Annotated in this window: 14 protein-coding genes; 8 read left to right on the top strand and 6 right to left on the bottom strand. The window is 46.1% G+C overall.

The annotated features are described in order from the left end of the window. Window positions 1–110: 110 nt before the first annotated feature. Entirely contained in the window at window positions 111–830 is a 720-nt protein-coding gene (locus BCT11_RS19070; protein ID WP_102388990.1) for a FadR/GntR family transcriptional regulator, read from the bottom strand. Between the two features lie 368 nt (window positions 831–1,198). Here BCT11_RS19070 and BCT11_RS19065 point away from each other — a divergent pair, with 368 nt between their 5' ends. The 4 genes from BCT11_RS19065 to BCT11_RS19050 all read left to right on the top strand — a co-directional run bounded on the left by BCT11_RS19065 (window position 1,199) and on the right by BCT11_RS19050 (window position 5,615). Continuing rightward, a complete protein-coding gene (locus BCT11_RS19065; protein WP_005437107.1) occupies window positions 1,199–1,975 on the top strand; it encodes an SDR family NAD(P)-dependent oxidoreductase in 777 nt (258 codons plus the stop codon). A gap of 119 nt (window positions 1,976–2,094) precedes the next feature. Continuing rightward, the gene (locus tag BCT11_RS19060; protein WP_042605034.1) at window positions 2,095–2,811 is read left to right on the top strand and encodes a FadR/GntR family transcriptional regulator; all 717 of its coding nucleotides are present in this window, start codon (window positions 2,095–2,097) and stop codon (window positions 2,809–2,811) included. A gap of 114 nt (window positions 2,812–2,925) precedes the next feature. Continuing rightward, entirely contained in the window at window positions 2,926–4,284 is a 1,359-nt protein-coding gene (locus BCT11_RS19055) for an MATE family efflux transporter (protein ID WP_080869643.1), read from the top strand. Window positions 4,285–4,544: 260 nt separating this feature from the next. Beyond that, on the top strand, window positions 4,545–5,615 hold the full coding sequence (locus tag BCT11_RS19050; protein ID WP_102388989.1) for a polysaccharide lyase family 7 protein: 1,071 nt from the start codon (window positions 4,545–4,547) through the stop codon (window positions 5,613–5,615). Window positions 5,616–6,087: 472 nt separating this feature from the next. Here BCT11_RS19050 and BCT11_RS19040 read toward each other — a convergent pair whose 3' ends face one another. Further along, window positions 6,088–8,253 (bottom strand): heparinase II/III family protein, encoded by a 2,166-nt coding sequence (locus tag BCT11_RS19040; protein WP_102388988.1) that lies wholly within the window; start codon window positions 8,251–8,253, stop codon window positions 6,088–6,090. A gap of 2 nt (window positions 8,254–8,255) precedes the next feature. Continuing rightward, window positions 8,256–10,436, bottom strand: coding sequence for a heparinase II/III family protein (locus BCT11_RS19035; RefSeq protein ID WP_102388987.1), 2,181 nt, complete (start codon window positions 10,434–10,436; stop codon window positions 8,256–8,258). Between the two features lie 419 nt (window positions 10,437–10,855). Between BCT11_RS19035 and BCT11_RS19030 the strand changes: the two genes are divergently transcribed. The 4 genes from BCT11_RS19030 (at window position 10,856) to BCT11_RS19015 (ending at window position 15,290) form a co-directional block, all read left to right on the top strand. Continuing rightward, the gene (locus BCT11_RS19030) at window positions 10,856–11,191 is read left to right on the top strand and encodes a cupin domain-containing protein (RefSeq protein WP_005450851.1); all 336 of its coding nucleotides are present in this window, start codon (window positions 10,856–10,858) and stop codon (window positions 11,189–11,191) included. 34 nt (window positions 11,192–11,225) lie between these two features. Then, window positions 11,226–12,158 (top strand): sugar kinase, encoded by a 933-nt coding sequence (locus tag BCT11_RS19025; RefSeq protein WP_102388986.1) that lies wholly within the window; start codon window positions 11,226–11,228, stop codon window positions 12,156–12,158. Window positions 12,159–12,236: 78 nt separating this feature from the next. Further along, window positions 12,237–12,860, top strand: a complete 624-nt coding sequence (locus BCT11_RS19020; protein WP_102388985.1) for a bifunctional 4-hydroxy-2-oxoglutarate aldolase/2-dehydro-3-deoxy-phosphogluconate aldolase — start codon at window positions 12,237–12,239, stop codon at window positions 12,858–12,860. A gap of 672 nt (window positions 12,861–13,532) precedes the next feature. Beyond that, the gene (locus tag BCT11_RS19015; RefSeq protein ID WP_038866999.1) at window positions 13,533–15,290 is read left to right on the top strand and encodes a sodium:solute symporter family protein; all 1,758 of its coding nucleotides are present in this window, start codon (window positions 13,533–13,535) and stop codon (window positions 15,288–15,290) included. Window positions 15,291–15,395: 105 nt separating this feature from the next. Here the strand turns inward: BCT11_RS19015 and BCT11_RS19010 are convergent, their stop codons facing one another. The 3 genes from BCT11_RS19010 to katG form a co-directional block, all read right to left on the bottom strand. After that, the gene (locus tag BCT11_RS19010) at window positions 15,396–16,325 is read right to left on the bottom strand and encodes an alpha/beta hydrolase (RefSeq protein WP_102388984.1); all 930 of its coding nucleotides are present in this window, start codon (window positions 16,323–16,325) and stop codon (window positions 15,396–15,398) included. A 193-nt stretch (window positions 16,326–16,518) separates the two neighbouring features. Next, window positions 16,519–17,409: an NAD(P)-dependent oxidoreductase gene (locus BCT11_RS19005; protein ID WP_258071394.1), complete on the bottom strand. Its 891-nt coding sequence runs from the start codon at window positions 17,407–17,409 to the stop codon at window positions 16,519–16,521. A 355-nt stretch (window positions 17,410–17,764) separates the two neighbouring features. Next, complete coding sequence (katG, locus tag BCT11_RS19000; RefSeq protein WP_102388983.1) at window positions 17,765–19,945, bottom strand: catalase/peroxidase HPI; 2,181 nt, start codon at window positions 19,943–19,945, stop codon at window positions 17,765–17,767. Window positions 19,946–20,032 lie beyond the last annotated feature (87 nt).

Genomic DNA, 20,032 nt, shown 5'->3' with positions numbered 1-20,032 from the left:
TGAATAAGAAGTTTTTTGTGAGGATAGAGAGGATTCTGGCTGAAGTAAGAGGGGAGTAGATACAAAAAAGCACGCGAAGGACGCGTGCTTTCAATGGTTTGTCGCTGAACTTATTTTACTGGCGCTAAACGGTGCTTAGAGTCTAATAAGTGATTCACTGATGCTTGGCGCGCTTTGTCGGCGTTGCCAGCCATGATTGCATCGTAAATCTGACGGTGTTCTTTGATACAAGTGCTGCCTTCTTCCGAAGAGTGCGCAATAAAGTTAACGAACATCGTCGTTAGGATATTGCCGAACGGTAGGTAGAAGTCGTTACCTGTTGCATTGAAGATCAGGCTGTGGAAGCGAGTGTCCACTTCCATCCATTTTTCGTGATCAAACTCTTCCGCTTCTGCAACGTCGACCATCTGTTGGAAAGTTTCAGATAATTCAATACGTTGTTCCGCAGTCGCGTGGATAGCAGCAAGTGCACATGCCTCTGGCTCGATCGCACGGCGTAAACCAAGGAATTGACCACAGAACTGGTCAGTATCAGCAAGACCGTCCATCCATTCAATCAGCTGAGGATCTAAGAAGTTCCAGTAAGCACGGTTGATGACGCGAGTACCAACTTTAGGACGCGACTCAAGTAGACCTTTCGACGTTAGCAATTTCACTGCTTCACGTAGTGCAGTACGGCTGATGCCAAATTGCTCACAAAGAACCATTTCGCCAGGTAGGATAGAGCCCTGAGGAAGCTTACCAGACAAAATACCACGTGCGATTTCACGCGCAACTTGCACATGAAGGCTTCGCTTAGAGCCTGAGATAGAATGAAATTCGCCAGACATAATCTTCACTTAATTACTAAATATGTATTATTTAAGCCGTACTATAGCACTCTTGCCCCCACCCACCAAGCAGATGTGAACGTAATATAAGAAGGTTCACATAACGCGTGTTTTCACTAGACACAATCAATGATTGCGTTGACTTGAGCGCTTCTTCAATATCGTTTTTATCGCTATCAAGTTGTTAAATTATTCATACAAATAATAGCTGTAAAATCCTACTTGCTGTGACCCAAACCACAAATGCAACGCAAAACTGACGAATTTTGCCGGATCTCGCTCAATTGGGCGCAAATACGCTTGCGGCCGAAAGATCTTATTGTATGATTTATTTCGAAGGCACGAATAACTAACATAGGTAAACCGTCATGTTTAACGATTTGAAAGGTAAGCGCGTACTTATCACAGGTTCTACGTCAGGTATGGGCCTAGCGGCGGCACGCGTGTTCGCAAAATACGGCGCTAAAATCGGCATTAACAGTCATCAAACCGGTCCTGACGCAGATGCAGCAGTGACTGAGCTAACCGCACTTGGTGGCGATGTTAAGTTTTTCCAAGCGAACCTTATGGTGACCGCAGACTGCGAAAAACTGGTTAAGGAATTTACCGATCATTTCGGTGGCATGGACGTGCTAATCAACAACGCTGGTGGTCTTGGCGGTCGTGAAAACCTAGAAAACATCGATGATGAGTTCTACAACCGTGTTATGGATCTGAACGCTCGTTCTGCGTTGATGACAACCAAATATTCAATCCCGCACCTTCGTGCATCCGCAGCGGAATCTGGTGAGACAGCATGTGTGATCAGCACTGGCTCTATCGCAGCTCGTGAAGGCGGCGGTGTTGGTGCTGGTATCTACGCAGCATCAAAAGCGTGGTTGCACGACATTCACCGTAACTGGGTGAAAGAGTTCACTAAAGACAACATCCGTTTCAACATCGTTTCTCCAGGCACTATCGACACCGCATTCCACGATGGTAAATCTGACGAGTTGAAAGCAGCAATTGCAAGCGGTATCCCTATGGGTCGCTTCGGCCGAATCGAAGAAGTGGCACCAACGTTTGCTTTCTTCGCTTCACACGCATGTTCTGGTTACATCACTGGCCAAGTGCTGGATGTAAACGGCGGACAAATGGCGCCATAAGCGCTGACTTATTTCGTTTCAGACGAATACACTGACCTCAAAAAGCCAGCTTCGTCTGGCTTTTTTTGATCATTTATCAAGTGCTACGGCACTGGAAGCATAATTATAAGGAGCGTCAAATGGCAAAGTTTTCTCTTGTGGAGGATTCACACCGCAAGATCCATGTGCAAGTTGCCAGACAAATCGCCCGCAAAATACTGTCAGGTGAGCTAAACCAAAATGAAAAACTACCCAATGAGATGGATCTCTGTGACGCATTTGGCGTGAGTCGCACAGCATTACGCGAGTCAACCAAACTGCTATCAGCAAAAGGGTTAATCGAGTCAAAGCCGAAGGTGGGTACGACCATTCGTGCGCGCAACCACTGGCATTTTCTCGACCCTCAACTCTTGGAATGGATTCAAGACTTAGAAGATACCGAGCCGTTTCTGGCTCAGTTTTTGGGGCTGCGTAAAGCGATTGAACCAGAGGCTTGTGCCTTGGCGGCGAATAACGCAACAGCAGAGCAACGCAAAGAGTTGTCGGTTATTTTTCAGCGTATGACCATGGCAGCCAATCGTTTCGATTATGACGATTGGACGGTCAACGACCACCTGTTCCACCAGACAATATTCCTTGCAACAGGCAATCAATTCTACATTCCGTTTAGCAATATTTTGTCGACCATCTTCAAGCAGTTTATCGATCATTCCGCTGAAGGCGGTCGATTCTGTATTGAAGAGCATCGCGCGATTTACGATGCCATTATGGCGGGGAATGGAGACCAAGCTCGCATCGCGTCGCATACATTGCTTAACGACGAAAACCAAAAACTGTCTCAGGTCGTCAACGGTTGATGAATCAACGTGTATTTGGCTTTGCCCTAAAGGTGAAAGGATAGGGCAAGGCCAACGTTTAGCGGCAATTGCTTCCTTGCTAGTTGCGCTTATGACAACCCCGAAAGGTCTACCATGTCTTCCCAACCCTATATAAGAAAAAATCTGTCCCTTGCTTGGCCGCTGGCCTTGAACGCATTATTAATGCAGTCGATGTTAATGATCGACACCTTCCTTGTCTCACCACTCGGTGAAGTTTCCCTTGCTGCCATGGGGATCGCCACAACTGTCATTTCTTTTGCCTTAGGCGTACAAATGGCCTTAGCAAATGGCTCTCAATTGGTTCTGAGCCGTGCGGTTGGATCTGGATTGCATCAATCTGTAAACAAAGGGTTTTGGGCCGGCCTCATCATTAACGTTCTGGTCGCGGTTGTATTTTGGAGCTTGCTGACTTTGTTCGATAAGCATCTGATCAATCAGTTAACTAATAACGTCGCTCTTTATGCAGAGACTGAACGTTACCTCGCTGTCGCCAAGTTCATCATCATCTTCAACGCGATTACTCAAGTCATGATTGCTTTATTTAATGCACTTGGCCGAACTAAAGTGCCATTCAAAGGTTACTTGATTGAGCTGCCTGTTAACATGGCGATGTCTTATGTGTTGATTCATGGCTTTGCTGGCTTTGAGGGCATTGGTGTGCAAGGTGCGGCAGCAGGTAGTTTGATTGCTATTGTGATACGCCTACTTTACTTAACTTTATGCATTCGACTAGATGACTCTATTGTGCTTTCGTTGAAGAACTTAGATGCCTCGCTTAAGCGCAATACGATTAACCACTTTAAAGAAATTTTTCCAGTCGCGGCGAATGTCACCATGTTGCAGACTGGCGCAACTATCTACATGCTACTGTACTCTCAGTTAACGCTAAATGCTTATGTAGCAATGACGATTGTAATGCCTTGGATCAAAGCGGGTTCTCAGTTCATTACGGCGTGGGCACACTCATCGGCGATCACGATCAGTCAAGCAATTGGCTCTCGTCAGATGAATAGCTTAAGAAGGGATGTTGACACCAGTATTGATATGGCAGTGATGATCTCATTTGTATCTGCTGCGTTCTTTCTTGCGTTGAGCTATGTTCTACCAGATTTGTACCCTAACCTGGACCCAAGCACTTATCAGGCGCTTTCCGCAATTGCACCTTTGTATATCTTTCTCCCTATCGTCCGTGGGTACAACACGGTACATGGCAATGTCTTGCGTGCATTAGGGAAAACGACGGATGTGTTTAAGATTAACTTTACTGGTCAATGGCTAGTTTCTATTCCTGTTTGTGCGTTGATCATTCTTTATTTGGACCTTTCTGTTTTTTGGGCGTTCGCTGTTATGCCATTTGAAGAAATAGTGAAAGCACTGCCATTTAGGCACTTGGCGCGTAAATCACTCAACGAGTTTGATCTGAAGAAAGCTGAGAAGCTTATGTATGATTAATTTGTCGTTTTTATTTTGATTTTTCGTCTATTAAAGAGCCCTCAATGATGAGGGCTTTTTTGTCTCTAAAGTTTACTGCTGAGTGTTTAGTTTAAATAACCTGCTTTTATCTATCACTTTTTCTTAAAGTTTGATCCAAGTAGAACTTGCAATGATCAAACTGTGAGCGATTTTACACACCCGACTTTCCGTTCGGTTTAATCTCTGGATTAATAATTAATATGTACGACAATAATACATAAATAAGAGAATCCAAATCCATGTGTAATAGCAAAAGACTGAACAAGAATCTCCTCGCTGCCGCCTTACTGACTACGCTACCAATGACCGCTTTGGCCCATAATCAGACACCTCATCCAGTGCCTGCGGATAAGTTCGACATGATGAACTGGAAAATCACCTTGCCAATGGACAAAGACAACAACGGTCGAGCGGATGAAATCGAAGGCGTGGCAATGCTCAGTTACTCACAGCACCAATTTTTCTTCTTAGATGAAAACGACAATATGGTCTTTGAAGTGCCGAACATGGCCGTGACAACAAAGGGCTCTACAAACGCGCGTTCTGAACTCCGTCAAATGGGGCGAGGTACTGATGTCGATATCAGCGTGAAAGCGCCAGAAAACAACTGGGCGATTGCTGCGCACCCTCAAGCGGAATCATTCAGCGCAGTAGGAGGAACATTAGAAGCGACGTTAAAAGTAAACCACGTTGCTACGCGCTCTAAGAATCCAGAAAAATACCCAGCGTATTCCGTCGTGGTAGGGCAGATTCATGCAGGCAAAGACCCGGTTCAGTTAGAGGCGAACACAGGGTTTGGACACGGCAACGAACCACTAAAAATCTTCTACAAGAAATGGCCTAACCATAAGATGGGATCGGTGTTCTGGACGTACGAACGCAACCTAGCGAAAGCGGATCCTGATCGCACAGACATCGCTTATCCAGTATGGGGTAATACATGGGAAAACAACGCCGAGCCGGGAGATAAAGGCATCGCACTTGGTGAAGAGTTCAGCTACAGCGTAAAAGTCGAAGGTAACATTATGCAGCTTGTGTTCGAAGCCGAAGACCACCCAACCGTGAAGTATGAACTCGACTTGAGCAATAACGTCGACGCTTATGGAAAAGTGGATAAGAAAGACTTCGCGAAAGGTTATGCGAACGAGTGGTTCTACTTTAAAGCGGGCGCTTACGGACAATGCAGCGTGAAAACTGGCGATAACTTCTGGGCGACAGGTTGTGAAGGAACGGGAGATTTCGAGACGGATAAGAAGAACGGCGATTACAGTAGCGCCACCTTTTCTGAGTTGAAGCTAAACGGCAAGTAAGATATCGCTTTAACGTCCCTAATCATTGGATTCCAGTGGTTAGGGATTTTTTATGCCTCCAACAAAACATGTACAAACGATTTGATTGGTATTGATAAAACGAAGAGGGGGCTGTTGATGGAAGTAAACGAAAAAAAGCCGGACATGACGTCCGGCTTTGAATTAGTTCCCGATTTTTACATTAATTTTTAGTGACCAGGGTCTGTTGACCTTTCGTGATGATTTTTGCAGCAGTTTGTAGGTGTTTTATACAAGGCAGAGGCTTTGATATGTAGTTGTTCTACCTGATAAGCCGATAACGCAGTAGAAAGCACCTACAAACGCTACCCAAAGGGTTCGGCTAAAAGCGTTTTACTCTTTGTTGAGTCAATTTTACTTAGAACCACTAGGCTTCAATCGACTCGCCGCGATTAAAACGCTTTTATCTCGAACAAAATTTAACCACGAAAGATAAACAGACCCTATCTAAAGATTAAATTTGTGCGAATGCGCCTTCCCAAGTGTAAGTCACACCGTCGAACTCAACGCGATGTGCCGCGTTTTGCTTGTCTTCGTTTAGATTGCAGATAGCGAAGTGGTAAGCGTTGCCTGTTGTGGTTTGCAGACGAATCACGGTGCCCACTTCGTTGTTGCCAACGACGGTTACTGACTCTACTAGGCCACGAGCGCCAACCGATGCTTCGATAGACTCGTTGAAGTAACCGTGCGTTTCTAACACAGAGGCAAACACGTGGTTCTGACCAGATTGACGTAAGATCAGTGCTGGTTCGCTCTTCAAGTTGAAGTCTGGGTCATTTGCGCCTGTGCGAGTGAAGAATACTTTGCCGCCGTTCGTTGCGCTTGTGATTAGCGAGTAGTAGCTGTTGTCGTGCAACCAACTTACAAGCGAGCTGCCTTGAACTTGGCCTGAACCAACATTCCATAGATGCTGGTAGCCGTTGTCTTCGCCCATTGGGCGCAGCGTGCTTTCTACATCGTATTCAAAATCCGTACGGATGATTTGACCAGAGTAGTGCACTGGCAGGTCGTATTGGTGCTCTTGATCTGCTTCGATGCGGTAAACATCAATCACAAGTGGCTTTTCGAATGCTGGCAACTCAGCAAGAATAATGCTGCGTTGCATGTCTATGCCATTGTAGTAACCAGAAATACGACCGCTCATGCCTTGCAGTTTTTCATCGTCCGCTTTGAAGAAGTGCTTAGAACCGAACTTGGTTTCTGCTAGTGCTGTGTCGAAGTTGTTTTGCGTCTTTTGGTCAACCGTTACTGTGTTGTGCGCGACTGTCTGCTTACAGTAAGACTTGTTCTCTGGGATGTAACGACCGCCAAATTTAGGCTCAACGTTTACCCAGCGACCAAAGCCGTAATCGTGCAGCACTTCATGACCGCGGTTAAACACGCTCAGGTGCAGACCATCGTAGTGACCGTGGTCTAGCGCAGAGTGGTACTGGTGATCGCTGCCGTGTTGACCAAACCAGATAAGCGCCATGGTGTCATCATCTTGCTCGTCACGGTGACGAAGAATGCTTACGCCGCCTTTTTCGCCTTCTGGACCGTCTGTTACGAATAGGCTACCCCAGTTGAATGGTTTGATGTTATCTGCGGCTGCAACTGCGTCAGACAATGTTTTACCTGAGATATGAACCCAAACGTCTTGCTGGTGGTCTGCCATGCCAAGTAGCGTTTCAGACTGCTCGTAACGGTGGAAACATACTGATGTCGCCATGATCACGCCTTCATCATTGATCGAAATCGTCTTCGATGAATCGTTCAATGCTGGCAAAGTACCATCTGGGAATGCCGTCTTAAATACTGCGTAAGACGTGGTCTTGATTACCGAGTTGTTGAATTCGTAAATACCAAGCTCAGGCTGACGACGTTCAATCGCTTCTGCGAATAGGTAGATTGGACGCAGCGAGAAACGGTGGTAGTAAGGACCTTCCATGTAGTAGCCATCTGGTGAGAACAGTTGGTCTAACTGAGCTAGGAAGCCGCCGCTAACTTTATCCAGTTTCAAGCCGTAAAGCGCTTTGTCTACTGCATCTTGATCGTTAATTGCGTAACCACAGATACCTACTGCTGCTACAGCCCACAGACCGTGGTTGTGTACGATGTCAAAGTCGTGACCGTAAGTGACTACGAACAGCTCAATCATTTGTTTGAACAGGTCGTTTTCAATCAGTGTCTTTTGCTCTTCTTCCAACGTATGGTAAACGCAGCTGTACGCACAAGACGCGTATAGCATCCACATGTTCTCGTTCAGAGTTTGGTGGAAGATCTTACCCGGAGGGTTAGAGTCACGGCTGGTGTTGCTCTCTAGCGTCGGGTATACCTTCGCGTAAGCCGTTAGCATGTCCACGATGTAATCGCGGTACTTCTGTTCGCCAGTGATAAGGAATAGGCGACCCGCTAGATCAATGTGGATGTAGTTTTGCTTGTGACGGTTGTGCTCGTAACCGCCACCTTCGCCGTGACCTGGAACTTCAATACCCACCTCGGCCATGTAAGCGTCAGTTTGTTTGATGTCACGTGCTAATGCATTTCCTAATAGGCTATCCGTGCCAAGTGCTTTGCTTAGTTCTGCCGCTTCTTCAAAGTTCATTAATAGCGGTTGGTAAGACTGGGTTTGGTAGCTCATTATTATTTCTCCTGCCCGAATGCGTTCACTTCTAGAGAGTAGAAGCCATTCCAGCTGTAGGTTTTACCGTTCAATTCTACTTGGTGTGGGGTTTGGTCGTCAGCGCCTAGGACATTGCTGATCATCACAGTAACCAGTGATTTCTCAGTAGTGATTTCTACGATGCTGCCAACGGCGTTGTAACCCACGACGCGGATATCTTTCACCTGACCACGTGCATTCACCGACTGCTCAAACTTTTCGTTGAAGTAGCCGTGTGTTTCTAGCACAGAAGCAAATAGCGTCGATTCGCCCTTGCTGCGCAGAATGAATGCTGGTTCGCTACGTAGGTTAAAGCTTGGGTCATTGGCGCCAGTGCGAGTGAAGATCACTTTATTGTCTCGCGTGTTCTCACCGACAATAGTTTTCGCGCTGCTGCTAGTGCCTAACCAAGTGTAGTAGGTGTTGTTTTGTAGCCAGCTAACCAACGCCGTATCTTGCACTTTGCCGCTTGCTACTTTCCAAAGGTGCTGGTAACCGAAGTCATCGCCAAGGGTGTTCAGTTCACCAAAGCTTTGGTAATCGAAGTTAGTACGTACGATTTGACCATCGTATTGATGAGAGTAGTCGTACTGATGCTCGCCTTCACCTTCAATGCGGTAAAGGTCTAGCAGTAGCGGTGCTTCAAGCTCATCTAGGCTAAGCATGAACACACTGCGCTGCATGTCTGTATTCGGGTAATGGTCGTTCGCAAACGCACTCATACCGTTGATTTCAGTGCCTTCTACTTTGAAGAAGTGAGGCAAACCATGCACCGAATCAGCGCGGTCTACATCGAAACCATTCTGACATTGCTCATCAATCGTTACCGCGTTGTGCGCGATAGTTTGACGTGCGTACGATTTGTTTTCGTCTAGATAACGACCGCCGAATTTAGGCTCTACGTTTACCCAGCGACAGAAGCCGTATTCACGCAGCACTTCTTGACCACGGTTAAAGAAAGTAATGCCAAGCGTATCGAAGTTACCATGTCCCATGCCATGTTGACCGTAGTTCATCACAAGCTGTGACACATCACCGGTTTTATCCTGCATACGGATAAAGCCTTGTGCTCCGTTGTTACCAGTTGGGCCTTCGTTAAGTTCCACGCTTGGCCAGAAAGGCATACCGATTTCACGGTCTGCGATAGCTTTATCGTAAGCTTGAGAAAGCTCAAGACCACAAGGGTGCATCCAAACGGCGTTTTGAATCTTCGCCATGCCTAGGATGTTGTCATCCAAGCCGTAGTGCTTGCTGTAAACGCTTACTGCAACTTGAACACCCATGTCGGTAATGCTCATGGTACGAGATGCATCGTTTAGGGCAGGGAACTCACCATTCGGGTAAGCCGTTGCCAGCATCGCTTGTACTGTGTTGCCAATCACTTTGTTTTTGTAGTTGTAGATGTCTACTTCAGGCATGTGACGGTGTACTACTTCTGCAAATACACAAGTTGGACGAATCGCATAACGATGGTAGTACGGACCTTCCATGTAGTAACCAGAAGGGGCGAACAACTGTGAGATTTGCGCTAGGAAGCCACCGGTATCATCACGGTCTTGACCGTATACCGACATCTCTAGATATTCAGGTTTGCCAATGGCTAGACCACAGATACCAACAGCCGCAACTGCCCAGATACCGTGGTTGTGAATACGGTCGAAATCGTGCGCGTATTTCACTGTGAACATGTCTAGCATTGGTTCGAAAATGCGCTCAACAACAGCTGTGCGCTCTTCTTCTGTCATCACTGATGCCACGCAAGAGTAAGCAAGGCTAGTAAACATTAACCAACAGTGTTCATTAAGGATCTGGTGGAAAAGACGACCTGTTGGGTTAGTGTTTTTCTGTACGTGGAAATCAAAAGTGAGGTACTTCTCTGCGTAAATAGCGAGAAGATCTTTAACGAACTGCGCGTACTTTTCTTTTTGAGTGATCAAGAACAAACGACCCGCTAAGTTCATGTAGGTATAGTTTTGTTTGTGGCGGTTGTGCTCGTAGCCACCTGCTTCGCCGTGACCTGGTACGTCTAGAGGCAGACGCATGAAGGTTTCAAGTTCCTTGCGATTCGCTTCAATGGATTTGCCCATTAAGCTCGGCTTTCCGACTTCCTTTCTTAGTAGTTCGACTTCTGCTTCAGTCAACAAAATCGGTTGTGTAGTCATTTCTTTACCACCCTCAGATGAAGTGTGTTGTTTTCTTAAACTCTCTATAAAGTAATACAATATTAAGTTTGGGTGTAGTTTTTGTGGCAAAAAGGGAGAGTGAAATCACGCGAATTTAGCTAACTTATTGATTTGTATTGGTGTGGTAATCCTTGTTGTGGCTGATGTTTCGGCGTTATCAATCGTTAAGTGGAATGCTTTAGCGAGCACCATTTGATGAATATCACATATTTTTAGATATATTGTATGACAATTAAAATAGATCGGATATGCTCGTTACCAATTCGACAGCAGACCCTTTCGCTTCGCGTTTCACTTTTATCAATACGACGCTTTTTTAAAGAACCTTTTAATAAAGCATGGTTAAGAATGAAGTGCCGTAGGGTTGGCTTTAATAGAGACTTTTTAGGAGTATGACGATGAATTCTTTCTTTGTATTAGATGAGAACCCGTGGGAAGAACTAGGCGGCGGTATCAAACGTAAAATTGTTGCTTACACAGATGACCTAATGGCGGTTCACCTATGTTTCGACAAAGGTGCGATTGGCGCACCGCATACTCACGAAATCCACGATCAAATCGGTTACGTAGTACGTGGCAGCTTTGAAGCGGAAATCGAAGGCGAGAAGAAAGTACTAAAAGAAGGCGACGCATACTTTGCTCGTAAGCACATGATGCACGGTGCGGTTGCACTAGAGCAAGACAGCATTCTTCTAGACATCTTCAACCCTGCTCGTGAAGACTTCTTAAAATAATCTATAGCGCAACCTCAGTTGCTAAGGTGACAACATGAAATCATTAAACATCGCGGTCATTGGCGAATGTATGGTTGAGCTACAGAAAAAGGAAGGTCAGCTAAAGCAGTCATTCGGTGGTGATACGTTGAATACCGCACTGTATTTATCTCGTTTGACCAAAGCTCACGATATTAAAACCAGCTATGTAACAGCTCTGGGTAACGATCCTTTTAGCCAAGAAATGCTATCAGCATGGCAAGAAGAGGGCATCGATACTAGTCTGGTTCTTTCCGTTAAAGAAAAGCAACCAGGTATCTACTACATCGAAACCGATGAAACTGGCGAACGTTACTTCCACTACTGGCGCAACGAAGCGGCCGCTAAGTTCCTATTCGAGCAAAACGAGTCTCCGGTACTAGTCGACAGACTTTACTCGTACGATGCGGTTTACTTGAGCGGTATTACATTAGCGATTCTTACTGAAGAAGGTAAGACGCAGCTGTTTGGCTTCCTTGAGCGCTTCAAGGCACAAGGTGGTAAGGTTGTTTTCGATAACAACTACCGTCCTAAATTGTGGGAAAGCCGCGAGAATGCTATGTCTTGGTACCTTAAGATCCTTAAGCACACAGATATCGCACTGCTCACATTTGAAGATGAGCAAATGCTTTACGGTGATGAGTATTTAGAACAGTGCATTGAGAGAACCTCTGCACTGGGCGTGGATGAAATCATCATCAAACGTGGTAGCAAAGATTGCTTGGTTGTGGCGAATGGCGAAGCGCAATACGTGGCGCCAAACAAAGTCGACAACGTGATTGATACAACAGCGGCAGGTGATTCTTTCAGTGCAGGCTTCTTGGCGAAGCGTTTGACTGGCGGCAATGCAGCTGAATCGGCTTACTCTGGCCACTGTATGGCTGGCGCGGTAATTCAACATAAAGGTGCCATCATTCCACGTGAAGTGATGCCAGATCTTCCTTTGTAATTCTTTTGCGGAGCGTTGAGTAATCGGCGCTCCGCAGTGATTTATTGAACTCAAGTTAACGACGACGAGTACACTCTTATGACGACATTAAACGAACAATTAGAAAACCTAAAAGTAATTCCTGTTATTGCCATCAACAAAGCAGAAGATGCGATTCCTCTAGGTCGCACTTTGGTTGAAAACGGTATGCCTTGCGCAGAAATCACGTTCCGCACAGAGTGTGCTGCAGAAGCGATTCGTGCTATGCGCGCTGAGTTCCCAGAAATGCTGATCGGTGCAGGTACTATCCTAACTAACGAACAAGTTGACCAAGCGATCGAAGCTGGTGTGGACTTTATCGTAAGCCCAGGTTTTAACCCTCGCACGGTTCAATACTGCCTAGACAAAGGCGTGGCTATCGTACCTGGCGTAAACAACCCAAGCCTAGTTGAGCAAGCGATGGAAATGGGTCTGCGTACACTTAAGTTCTTCCCAGCTGAGCCATCTGGCGGTGTGGGTATGCTTAAAGCACTTACGGCGGTTTACCCAGTGAAATTCATGCCAACAGGTGGTGTGAGCCTAGGTAACGTAGACGAGTACTTGTCTATCCCTTCAGTACTGGCATGTGGCGGTACTTGGATGGTGCCAACAAAACTTATCGATGAAGGTAAGTGGGATGAACTAGGTACACTGGTTCGCGACGCAGTAGCTCACGTAGCATAAGTGTCGTAACACCCCGATAAAACTAGCGAAAGAACGAAAAGCGAGCCTCAGTGCTCGCTTTTTTGTGTTTGGAAGAGGCGAGATTGGAGAATCGAGATTTGAGAGGTAGAAATGAAAAGCGCTGGATTGTCCTTGCGTCGTTCTCGACAGCGGCGAAGGAGGGTGGGGCGGGACTCTTGAATAACCGAATCTACACGGAACTTCGATAGTGATTTGACCCATCAACGTAACGACTTGGTATTTGGCGGTGAAAGGAGATTTCCTACTCAGTCGTTCCTCCTTCTAGGAAATGACGGGAAGGAGTCGGGGATCTTGCTTGTTACATTCATCTAAATCCCACTTTCTATCCAATTCCTTCGAAACATCTCATTACGTTTCCCTCAAAGAAATACCACGCATTTTTGATCTTCAGACAAAGCATGAAGAAGAAAAATATTCCATACTTTAATGAATTTGCAATAGATTATTTGTATTACAATATAATTACTTGTTGAGTGGTGGTTATTCTGACTTTGAATGCTAGTATCCCTATAAAATAAAGGCTTTGTCGCCAATTTTTCAATGAAATAACTTATGTTTCAGATCACAATTAAAGCTTATTGTAGTACAAATAAAATAATGAACAGAGTAGTCTAGGCGTTAGAAAATGATCAAACTTGAAAGGCTGAAAAAATGACTATTGATACTCTTGTTGTTCTTGCCTACTTCTTCTTCTTAGTTGCAATTGGTTGGATGTTCCGTAAGTTCACTACCTCAACCAGTGACTACTTCCGAGGGGGCGGTAAGATGTTATGGTGGATGGTAGGTGCTACCGCCTTCATGACGCAATTTTCAGCATGGACGTTTACAGGTGCCGCAGGACGCGCGTTCAACGACGGTTTCGTTGTTGTAATCCTATTCTTAGCCAACGCATTTGGCTACTTCATGAACTACCTCTACTTTGCTCCAAAGTTCCGCCAACTACGTGTAGTGACGGCGATTGAAGCAATTCGTCAACGTTTCGGTAAGACTTCAGAGCAGTTCTTCACTTGGGCTGGTATGCCAGACAGCTTGATCTCAGCCGGTATTTGGTTGAATGGTCTTGCGATTTTCGTGGCAGCGGTCTTCAACATTCCTATGGAAGCGACCATCATCGTTACGGGTTTAGTGCTAATGCTAATGGCGGTAACGGGCGGCTCTTGGGCGGTTGTTGCATCTGACTTTATGCAGATGTTGGTTATCATGGCAGTGACGATAACTTGTGCGGTGGCGGCATACTTCCACGGTGGCGGTATTGGCAACATAGTGTCTAACTTCCACGGCGACTTCATGCTGGGTAACAACCTGAACTACGTCAGTATCTTTATCCTTTGGGTAGTGTTCATCTTTGTTAAACAGTTCGGTGTAATGAACAACAGCATCAACGCTTACCGCTACCTATGTGCAAAAGACAGTGAAAACGCACGTAAAGCAGCAGGCCTTGCATGTGTGCTGATGATTGTGGGTCCTATCATTTGGTTCCTACCACCTTGGTACGTTGCGGCATTTATGCCTGATTTCGCAGAGCAATACGGCTCAGTAGGTGGTGATGCAGCTTACCTAGCATTCGTACAAAACGTAATGCCAGCAGGTATGGTAGGTCTTCTGATGTCAGCAATGTTTGCGGCGACCATGTCTTCAATGGACTCTGGTCTTAACCGTAACGCGGGTATCTTCGTGATGAACTTCTATAGCCCGATTGTACGTCCACAAGCGTCACAAAAAGAGCTGGTTATCGTGAGTAAAGCAACGACTATCGTGATGGGTTTCATCATCATTGGTATCGGTCTATTCATTAACTCACTACGTCACTTGAGCCTGTTCGATATCGTACTGAACGTGGGCGCATTGATTGGCTTCCCAATGCTGATTCCTGTACTACTTGGTATGTGGATTCGTAAGACGCCGGACTGGGCTGGTTGGGCAACACTGGTTGTTGGTGGCTTTGTTTCTTACATCTTCGGTATCTCACTACAAGCAGAAGACGTGGAGCGCCTATTCGGTCTAGAGCAAGCGTTTACAGCACGTGAGTGGGCAGATCTGAAAGTTGGCTTGAGCCTAGCAGCACACGTTGTCTTCACTGGTGGATTCTTCCTACTGACAACACGTTTCTACAAAGGTCTGTCGCCTGAACGTGAGAAAGAAGTGGATCAATTGTTCGAGAACTGGAACACGCCTCTTGTGGCTGACAGCGAAGAGCAGCAGAACCTAGATACAAAACAGCGCGGCATGCTTGGTAAGCTTATCAGCGTAGCGGGCTTCGGTATCCTAGCGATGGCTCTGATTCCAAACGAACCATCAGGTCGACTACTGTTTATCTTGTGTGGTGCGATTGTTCTCTCGGTGGGTGTGCTATTGGTGAACGCAGCACGAGGGCCTAAAAGCCCAAAGTTAGCTAACGCGAAAAGCTAAGTCCCACTTAACTCACTCTTCCTAATAAAAATCCCACGGTGCTAATACCGTGGGATTTTTTTATGCTGCGATTAAAGGAGTTACAAGTGGTTTGCAATGAGTTATTCAGGAGGGGCAGGACTGATGTTTGATCTGCTTTGAAACTGTGGCTATACAGCGCATTGCCGAACCACTCACTCCAGATAATTGGAAGAATCCATGAATAACACCTAGATAACGCTCACAGTATGCTTCTACACCTTGAGACAACAGTAGTCGATAAAGTTTTTCTCCCTCATCACGCAACGGGTCATATTCCGCGGTAATAATGGTTGTCATAGGTAGACCGCTGAGGTCATTAGTCAAAAGATTAAGTTCTGGTTCAGCTGCGATTTCTGCGTCGTGGTTAGTATAAAGTTCAAAACCTGATAGAAGCATTCGCGCTGTAATAATGTAGTCGGTTCCATTTTCTATGTAGCTTTGTGAACTGCCTTTAGGGTCTAACATTGGGTAGATGAGGATTTGCTGATTTGGTAACCAAGGCTGTAATTCTTTGAGCCTGAGTGACGTCGATAATGCCAATTGCGCCCCGGCACTATCCCCAACAAAAACCACATGATTGGTATCGCCACCATATTTATGCCCGTGTTCTTTAATTCCTAATACAGCTTGATAAACATCATCATGTGCTGCTGGATAGATATGTTCTGGTGCAAGTCTGTATTTAATACAGATCACAATCGTGTGAGATAAGACTGCGATTTGTCGTAGCTGGACTTCGTGGGTTTCAAAGCCTCCGCTGATGAAACAACCGCCGTGGAAGTAGATGGTGACAGGTAAGTTTACCTCGCTCGCTGGCTTATAAACTTTGATTTGAATGCCATTGATGACATCTAAGAACTCGCGCTCTAATGCTGGGCTCTCACCTGCTAAGACAGTACTGCCAATATAGCCGGCACGTCGTTCAGCGATGGTTTGTAGTGAAGGGCAAGGCTTCCCATTAATTTGGAATTCTTCTACTAATGATTTGATACCAGCCTCAAGATAATCGGTCATTCTTTAACTCTATAGCGAAAACAACCGCAGAATAATATACAAACACAACATTATGTATATAAACACAGTGTAAATGTGTGATATGAATGTCAAAGAGGGGAGACTGTGAGTTTAGTTTAGGCCGCTAAGAGAGGGCATAAAAAAGCCTTGCTACGGGGTTAGCAAGGCTTTGGAAATGCGGTTGGCTAAGGTATTAACCTTCTAGTTCAGCAAAGTAGTCAAAGATAACTGGAACGTCGTTTTGACCAAGGCCTTGGTCTACCGCTGCTTGAAGGCTCTTAGAAGTACCTTCAGCAATAAGAGACTCAGTACCTAGGTCTTTAACCATTTCTAGGAAGTAACCTAGATCTTTGTTTGCGTTTGCGATTGAGAAACCTAGCTTCTCTTCGCCGTCTACAGCGTAGAACTTACAGAACTGCATAAATGGTGAGTTTGATGGACCTGCAGACATGATGTCGAATAGCTGTTGGCCATCAACGCCAGCACGCTTAGCAACAGCGAACGCCTGAGACATAGTTGCTACTGTTGTCATGCCCATGAAGTTGTTCACGAGCTTAGTTACGTGACCAGAACCAAGAGCACCAAGGTGGAATACGTTTTCGCCTTGTTCATCAAGCACTGGCTTAACTTTGTTGAACGTTTCGATGTCACCAGCAGCCATGATGTTTAGTAGACCATCTTTCGCGTGAGCTGGAGTACGGCCAAGAGGCGCATCAATCATGCCTGCGCCTTTCGCAGCAAGATCAGCACCGATCTTACGAGTCGAAGCTGGGATAGAAGTACCGAAGTCGATCAGAGTCGCGCCTTCTTTGATACCCGCTAGAATACCTTCTTCACCGTAAACGATCTTTTCTACAACTTCAGAAGTCGTTAGACACAGCATTACGATGTCACTTGCTTCAGCAAGTTCTTTAGGTGTATTTGCCGCTTTAGCACCGCGAGCAACACAAGCTGCCACAGCGTCTTTATTCAAATCCATTACGTTTAATTCGTAACCACGGTTTTGTAGGTTCTCAACCATGTTTCCACCCATCAGACCAAGGCCGATGAAACCAATGACAGGTTTTGTCATATCAGACTCCAAATATCGTATTGTATGATTATATGGCTTTATCTTAAGTCTTCAGTTGGATTTTGCAATCGGAAAATGCAATGAATAAGGTTTTATCGATGTTTTTTGGCAAAAGTGAGAGGTTGGTTTGGCTATTGGCTCGATTTCTCTTGGTTTCTGGCGTGTTTTAGTGTCTCAAGTAATAAGTGTATCTATGCCAAATATAACCAAGAGATTCGCTTTAACTACGCAAATGTTTGTTCAGTGAATAATGTTAATTGTATTACAATTTATCTAGGGGGAGAGGAAGGAATCAGTGACAGTTAGGATGAAAAAATAAGAGCTGAGGTCATCAGCTCTTTTGGAAGATAATGGATAAAAGCGCGCTCTATAAATCGAAGCGATCGTTGTTCATCACTTTCACCCAAGCTGCGACAAAGTCTTGGACAAACTTCTCTTTGTTATCGTCCTGAGCGTAAACCTCTGCGTAAGAGCGCAGTACCGAGTTGGAACCGAATACTAAGTCGACACGTGACGCTGTCCATTTGGTTTGGCCAGAAGCGCGTTCGCGGATTTCGTACTCGTTGTCAGCGGTTGGGTGCCATGTGTAGCTCATATCAGTGAGGTTAACGAAGAAATCGTTGGTCAGTGCGCCGACGTTATCGGTGAATACGCCTTGGCTCGTACCACCATAATTGGTGCCAAGAACACGCATACCACCAATGAGCACCGTCATCTCGACAGCGGTCAGTTGCATCAATTGGCTTCTTTCCAATAAGAGCTCTTCTGCCGTTACCACGTAATCGGATTTCAGCCAGTTGCGGAAGCCATCGTGAATTGGTTCAAGCACGTCAAACGAATCGGCATCGGTCATAGCGTCTGTCGCATCTCCACGTCCTTGGCTAAATGGTACAGAGACATTCATACCAGCGTTGGATGCCGCTTTCTCGATACCTACGCCACCCGCAAGCACAATCAAATCCGCCATACTAATTGGCGAGTTGTGCGTGGTGCGAATATCGTCGAGCACGCTCAACACTTTCTGCAATCTTTCTGGCTCGTTACCCACCCAATCTTTTTGCGGAGCAAGACGAAGTCGTGCGCCATTGGCACCACCGCGACGGTCAGAACCACGGTAAGTACGAGCGCTGTCCCATGCGGTAGAAACCAGCTCAGCAATGCTCAATTCACTATTGAGAATCGCCATCTTGAGTGCGTCGATGTTCTCTTCAGAAAGATGGTAAGAGACTGGCGGTACTGGATCTTGCCAAATCAGATCTTCTGCTGGCACATCCGAGCCAAGATAACGCGACTTCGGCCCCAAGTCGCGGTGGGTTAGTTTAAACCAAGCGCGAGCAAAGCAATCTTCGAAGTATTTCGGATCGTCTCGGAAGCGTTCAGCAATCTTGCGGTATTCTGGATCAAATTTCAGGGCCATGTCCGCATCGGTCATCATTGGGTTGCGACGGATGCTTGGGTCTTCCACATCCACTGGCATGTCTTCTTCTTTGATGTTTATCGGTTCCCATTGTGCCGCACCCGCAGGGCTTTTCGTTACCCACCAATCGTAAGTGAACAATAAGTGGAAGTAGCCGTTATCCCATTTGGTTGGGTTGGTGGTCCATGCGCCTTCGACACCACTGGTGACCGTATCACGTCCAATGCCGCGCGAGGTTTTGTTCAACCAACCGAAGCCTTGGTCTTCAATTTCTGCGCCTTCCGGTTCAGGACCAAGGATAGAAGCATCACCATTACCATGTGCTTTACCTACCGTATGTCCGCCAGCAGTGAGGGCAACGGTTTCTTCATCGTTCATTGCCATACGCGCGAAGGTTACACGCATATCGTGCGCGGTTTTGATTGGATCTGGTTTGCCGTCGACCCCTTCAGGATTTACGTAAATCAAGCCCATCATGACTGCTGCAAGTGGGTTTTCTAGATCGCGTTCACCAGAGTAACGATTGTTCTCGCCGCCACTTGGTTGTAACCACTCTTTTTCTGCGCCCCAGTAGATGTCTTTTTCAGGATGCCAAATGTCTTCACGACCGCCAGCAAAACCAAACGTCTTAAAGCCCATGGATTCATAAGCCATGTTACCAGCAAGAATCATCAAATCGGCCCAAGACAATTTGTTCCCGTATTTTCTTTTGATTGGCCAAAGTAGGCGACGTGCTTTGTCTAGGTTGCCGTTATCTGGCCAACTGTTGAGTGGAGCAAAACGCTGATTACCTCGGCTTGCACCGCCACGACCATCGGCAATCCTATAAGTACCCGCAGAGTGCCACGCCATACGAATCATCAAGCCACCGTAATGACCCCAGTCTGCTGGCCACCAATCTTGGCTGTCGGTCATCAGATCTTTTAGGTCTTTTTTTACTTCCTCTAAATCGAGAGAGTTAAAAGCATCGGCATAATTAAAATCCGCGCCCATTGGGTCGGTTTTTTGGTCGTGTTGATGAAGAATGTCGAGGTTGAGGGTTTTCGGCCACCAATTGAATTCAGCTGCCTGTTGGTTGGTATTCGCTCCATGCATGACAGGACATTTGGAGTGATTGTTTTTGTCGCTCATCTCTTGCTCCCTAACTGGGGTTAGTGTTCCCAAAGTTTAGTTACAGGTTGCGTATTTCGCCCTTGCGCTTTTACGTTATATTTCGGG

The sequence above is a fragment of the Vibrio sp. 10N.222.52.B12 genome, from assembly GCF_002875385.1.
Lineage (GTDB): Bacteria > Pseudomonadota > Gammaproteobacteria > Enterobacterales > Vibrionaceae > Vibrio > Vibrio jasicida.
Note: the sequence above shows the minus strand (reverse complement) of the source record. Positions and strands in the feature narration are given on the sequence as shown.

What these genes read in the sequence shown, in the direction of transcription:
- BCT11_RS19010 (WP_102388984.1), bottom strand. Translation starts at nt 16,325, where the DNA reads ATGACCGATTATCTTGAGGCTGGTATCAAATCATTAGTAGAAGAATTC.
- BCT11_RS19015 (WP_038866999.1), top strand. Translation starts at nt 13,533, where the DNA reads ATGACTATTGATACTCTTGTTGTTCTTGCCTACTTCTTCTTCTTAGTT.
- BCT11_RS19070 (WP_102388990.1), bottom strand. Translation starts at nt 830, where the DNA reads ATGTCTGGCGAATTTCATTCTATCTCAGGCTCTAAGCGAAGCCTTCAT.
- BCT11_RS19025 (WP_102388986.1), top strand. Translation starts at nt 11,226, where the DNA reads ATGAAATCATTAAACATCGCGGTCATTGGCGAATGTATGGTTGAGCTA.
- BCT11_RS19035 (WP_102388987.1), bottom strand. Translation starts at nt 10,436, where the DNA reads ATGACTACACAACCGATTTTGTTGACTGAAGCAGAAGTCGAACTACTA.
- BCT11_RS19050 (WP_102388989.1), top strand. Translation starts at nt 4,545, where the DNA reads ATGTGTAATAGCAAAAGACTGAACAAGAATCTCCTCGCTGCCGCCTTA.
- BCT11_RS19020 (WP_102388985.1), top strand. Translation starts at nt 12,237, where the DNA reads ATGACGACATTAAACGAACAATTAGAAAACCTAAAAGTAATTCCTGTT.
- BCT11_RS19055 (WP_080869643.1), top strand. Translation starts at nt 2,926, where the DNA reads ATGTCTTCCCAACCCTATATAAGAAAAAATCTGTCCCTTGCTTGGCCG.
- BCT11_RS19060 (WP_042605034.1), top strand. Translation starts at nt 2,095, where the DNA reads ATGGCAAAGTTTTCTCTTGTGGAGGATTCACACCGCAAGATCCATGTG.
- BCT11_RS19040 (WP_102388988.1), bottom strand. Translation starts at nt 8,253, where the DNA reads ATGAGCTACCAAACCCAGTCTTACCAACCGCTATTAATGAACTTTGAA.
- BCT11_RS19065 (WP_005437107.1), top strand. Translation starts at nt 1,199, where the DNA reads ATGTTTAACGATTTGAAAGGTAAGCGCGTACTTATCACAGGTTCTACG.
- katG (WP_102388983.1), bottom strand. Translation starts at nt 19,945, where the DNA reads ATGAGCGACAAAAACAATCACTCCAAATGTCCTGTCATGCATGGAGCG.
- BCT11_RS19030 (WP_005450851.1), top strand. Translation starts at nt 10,856, where the DNA reads ATGAATTCTTTCTTTGTATTAGATGAGAACCCGTGGGAAGAACTAGGC.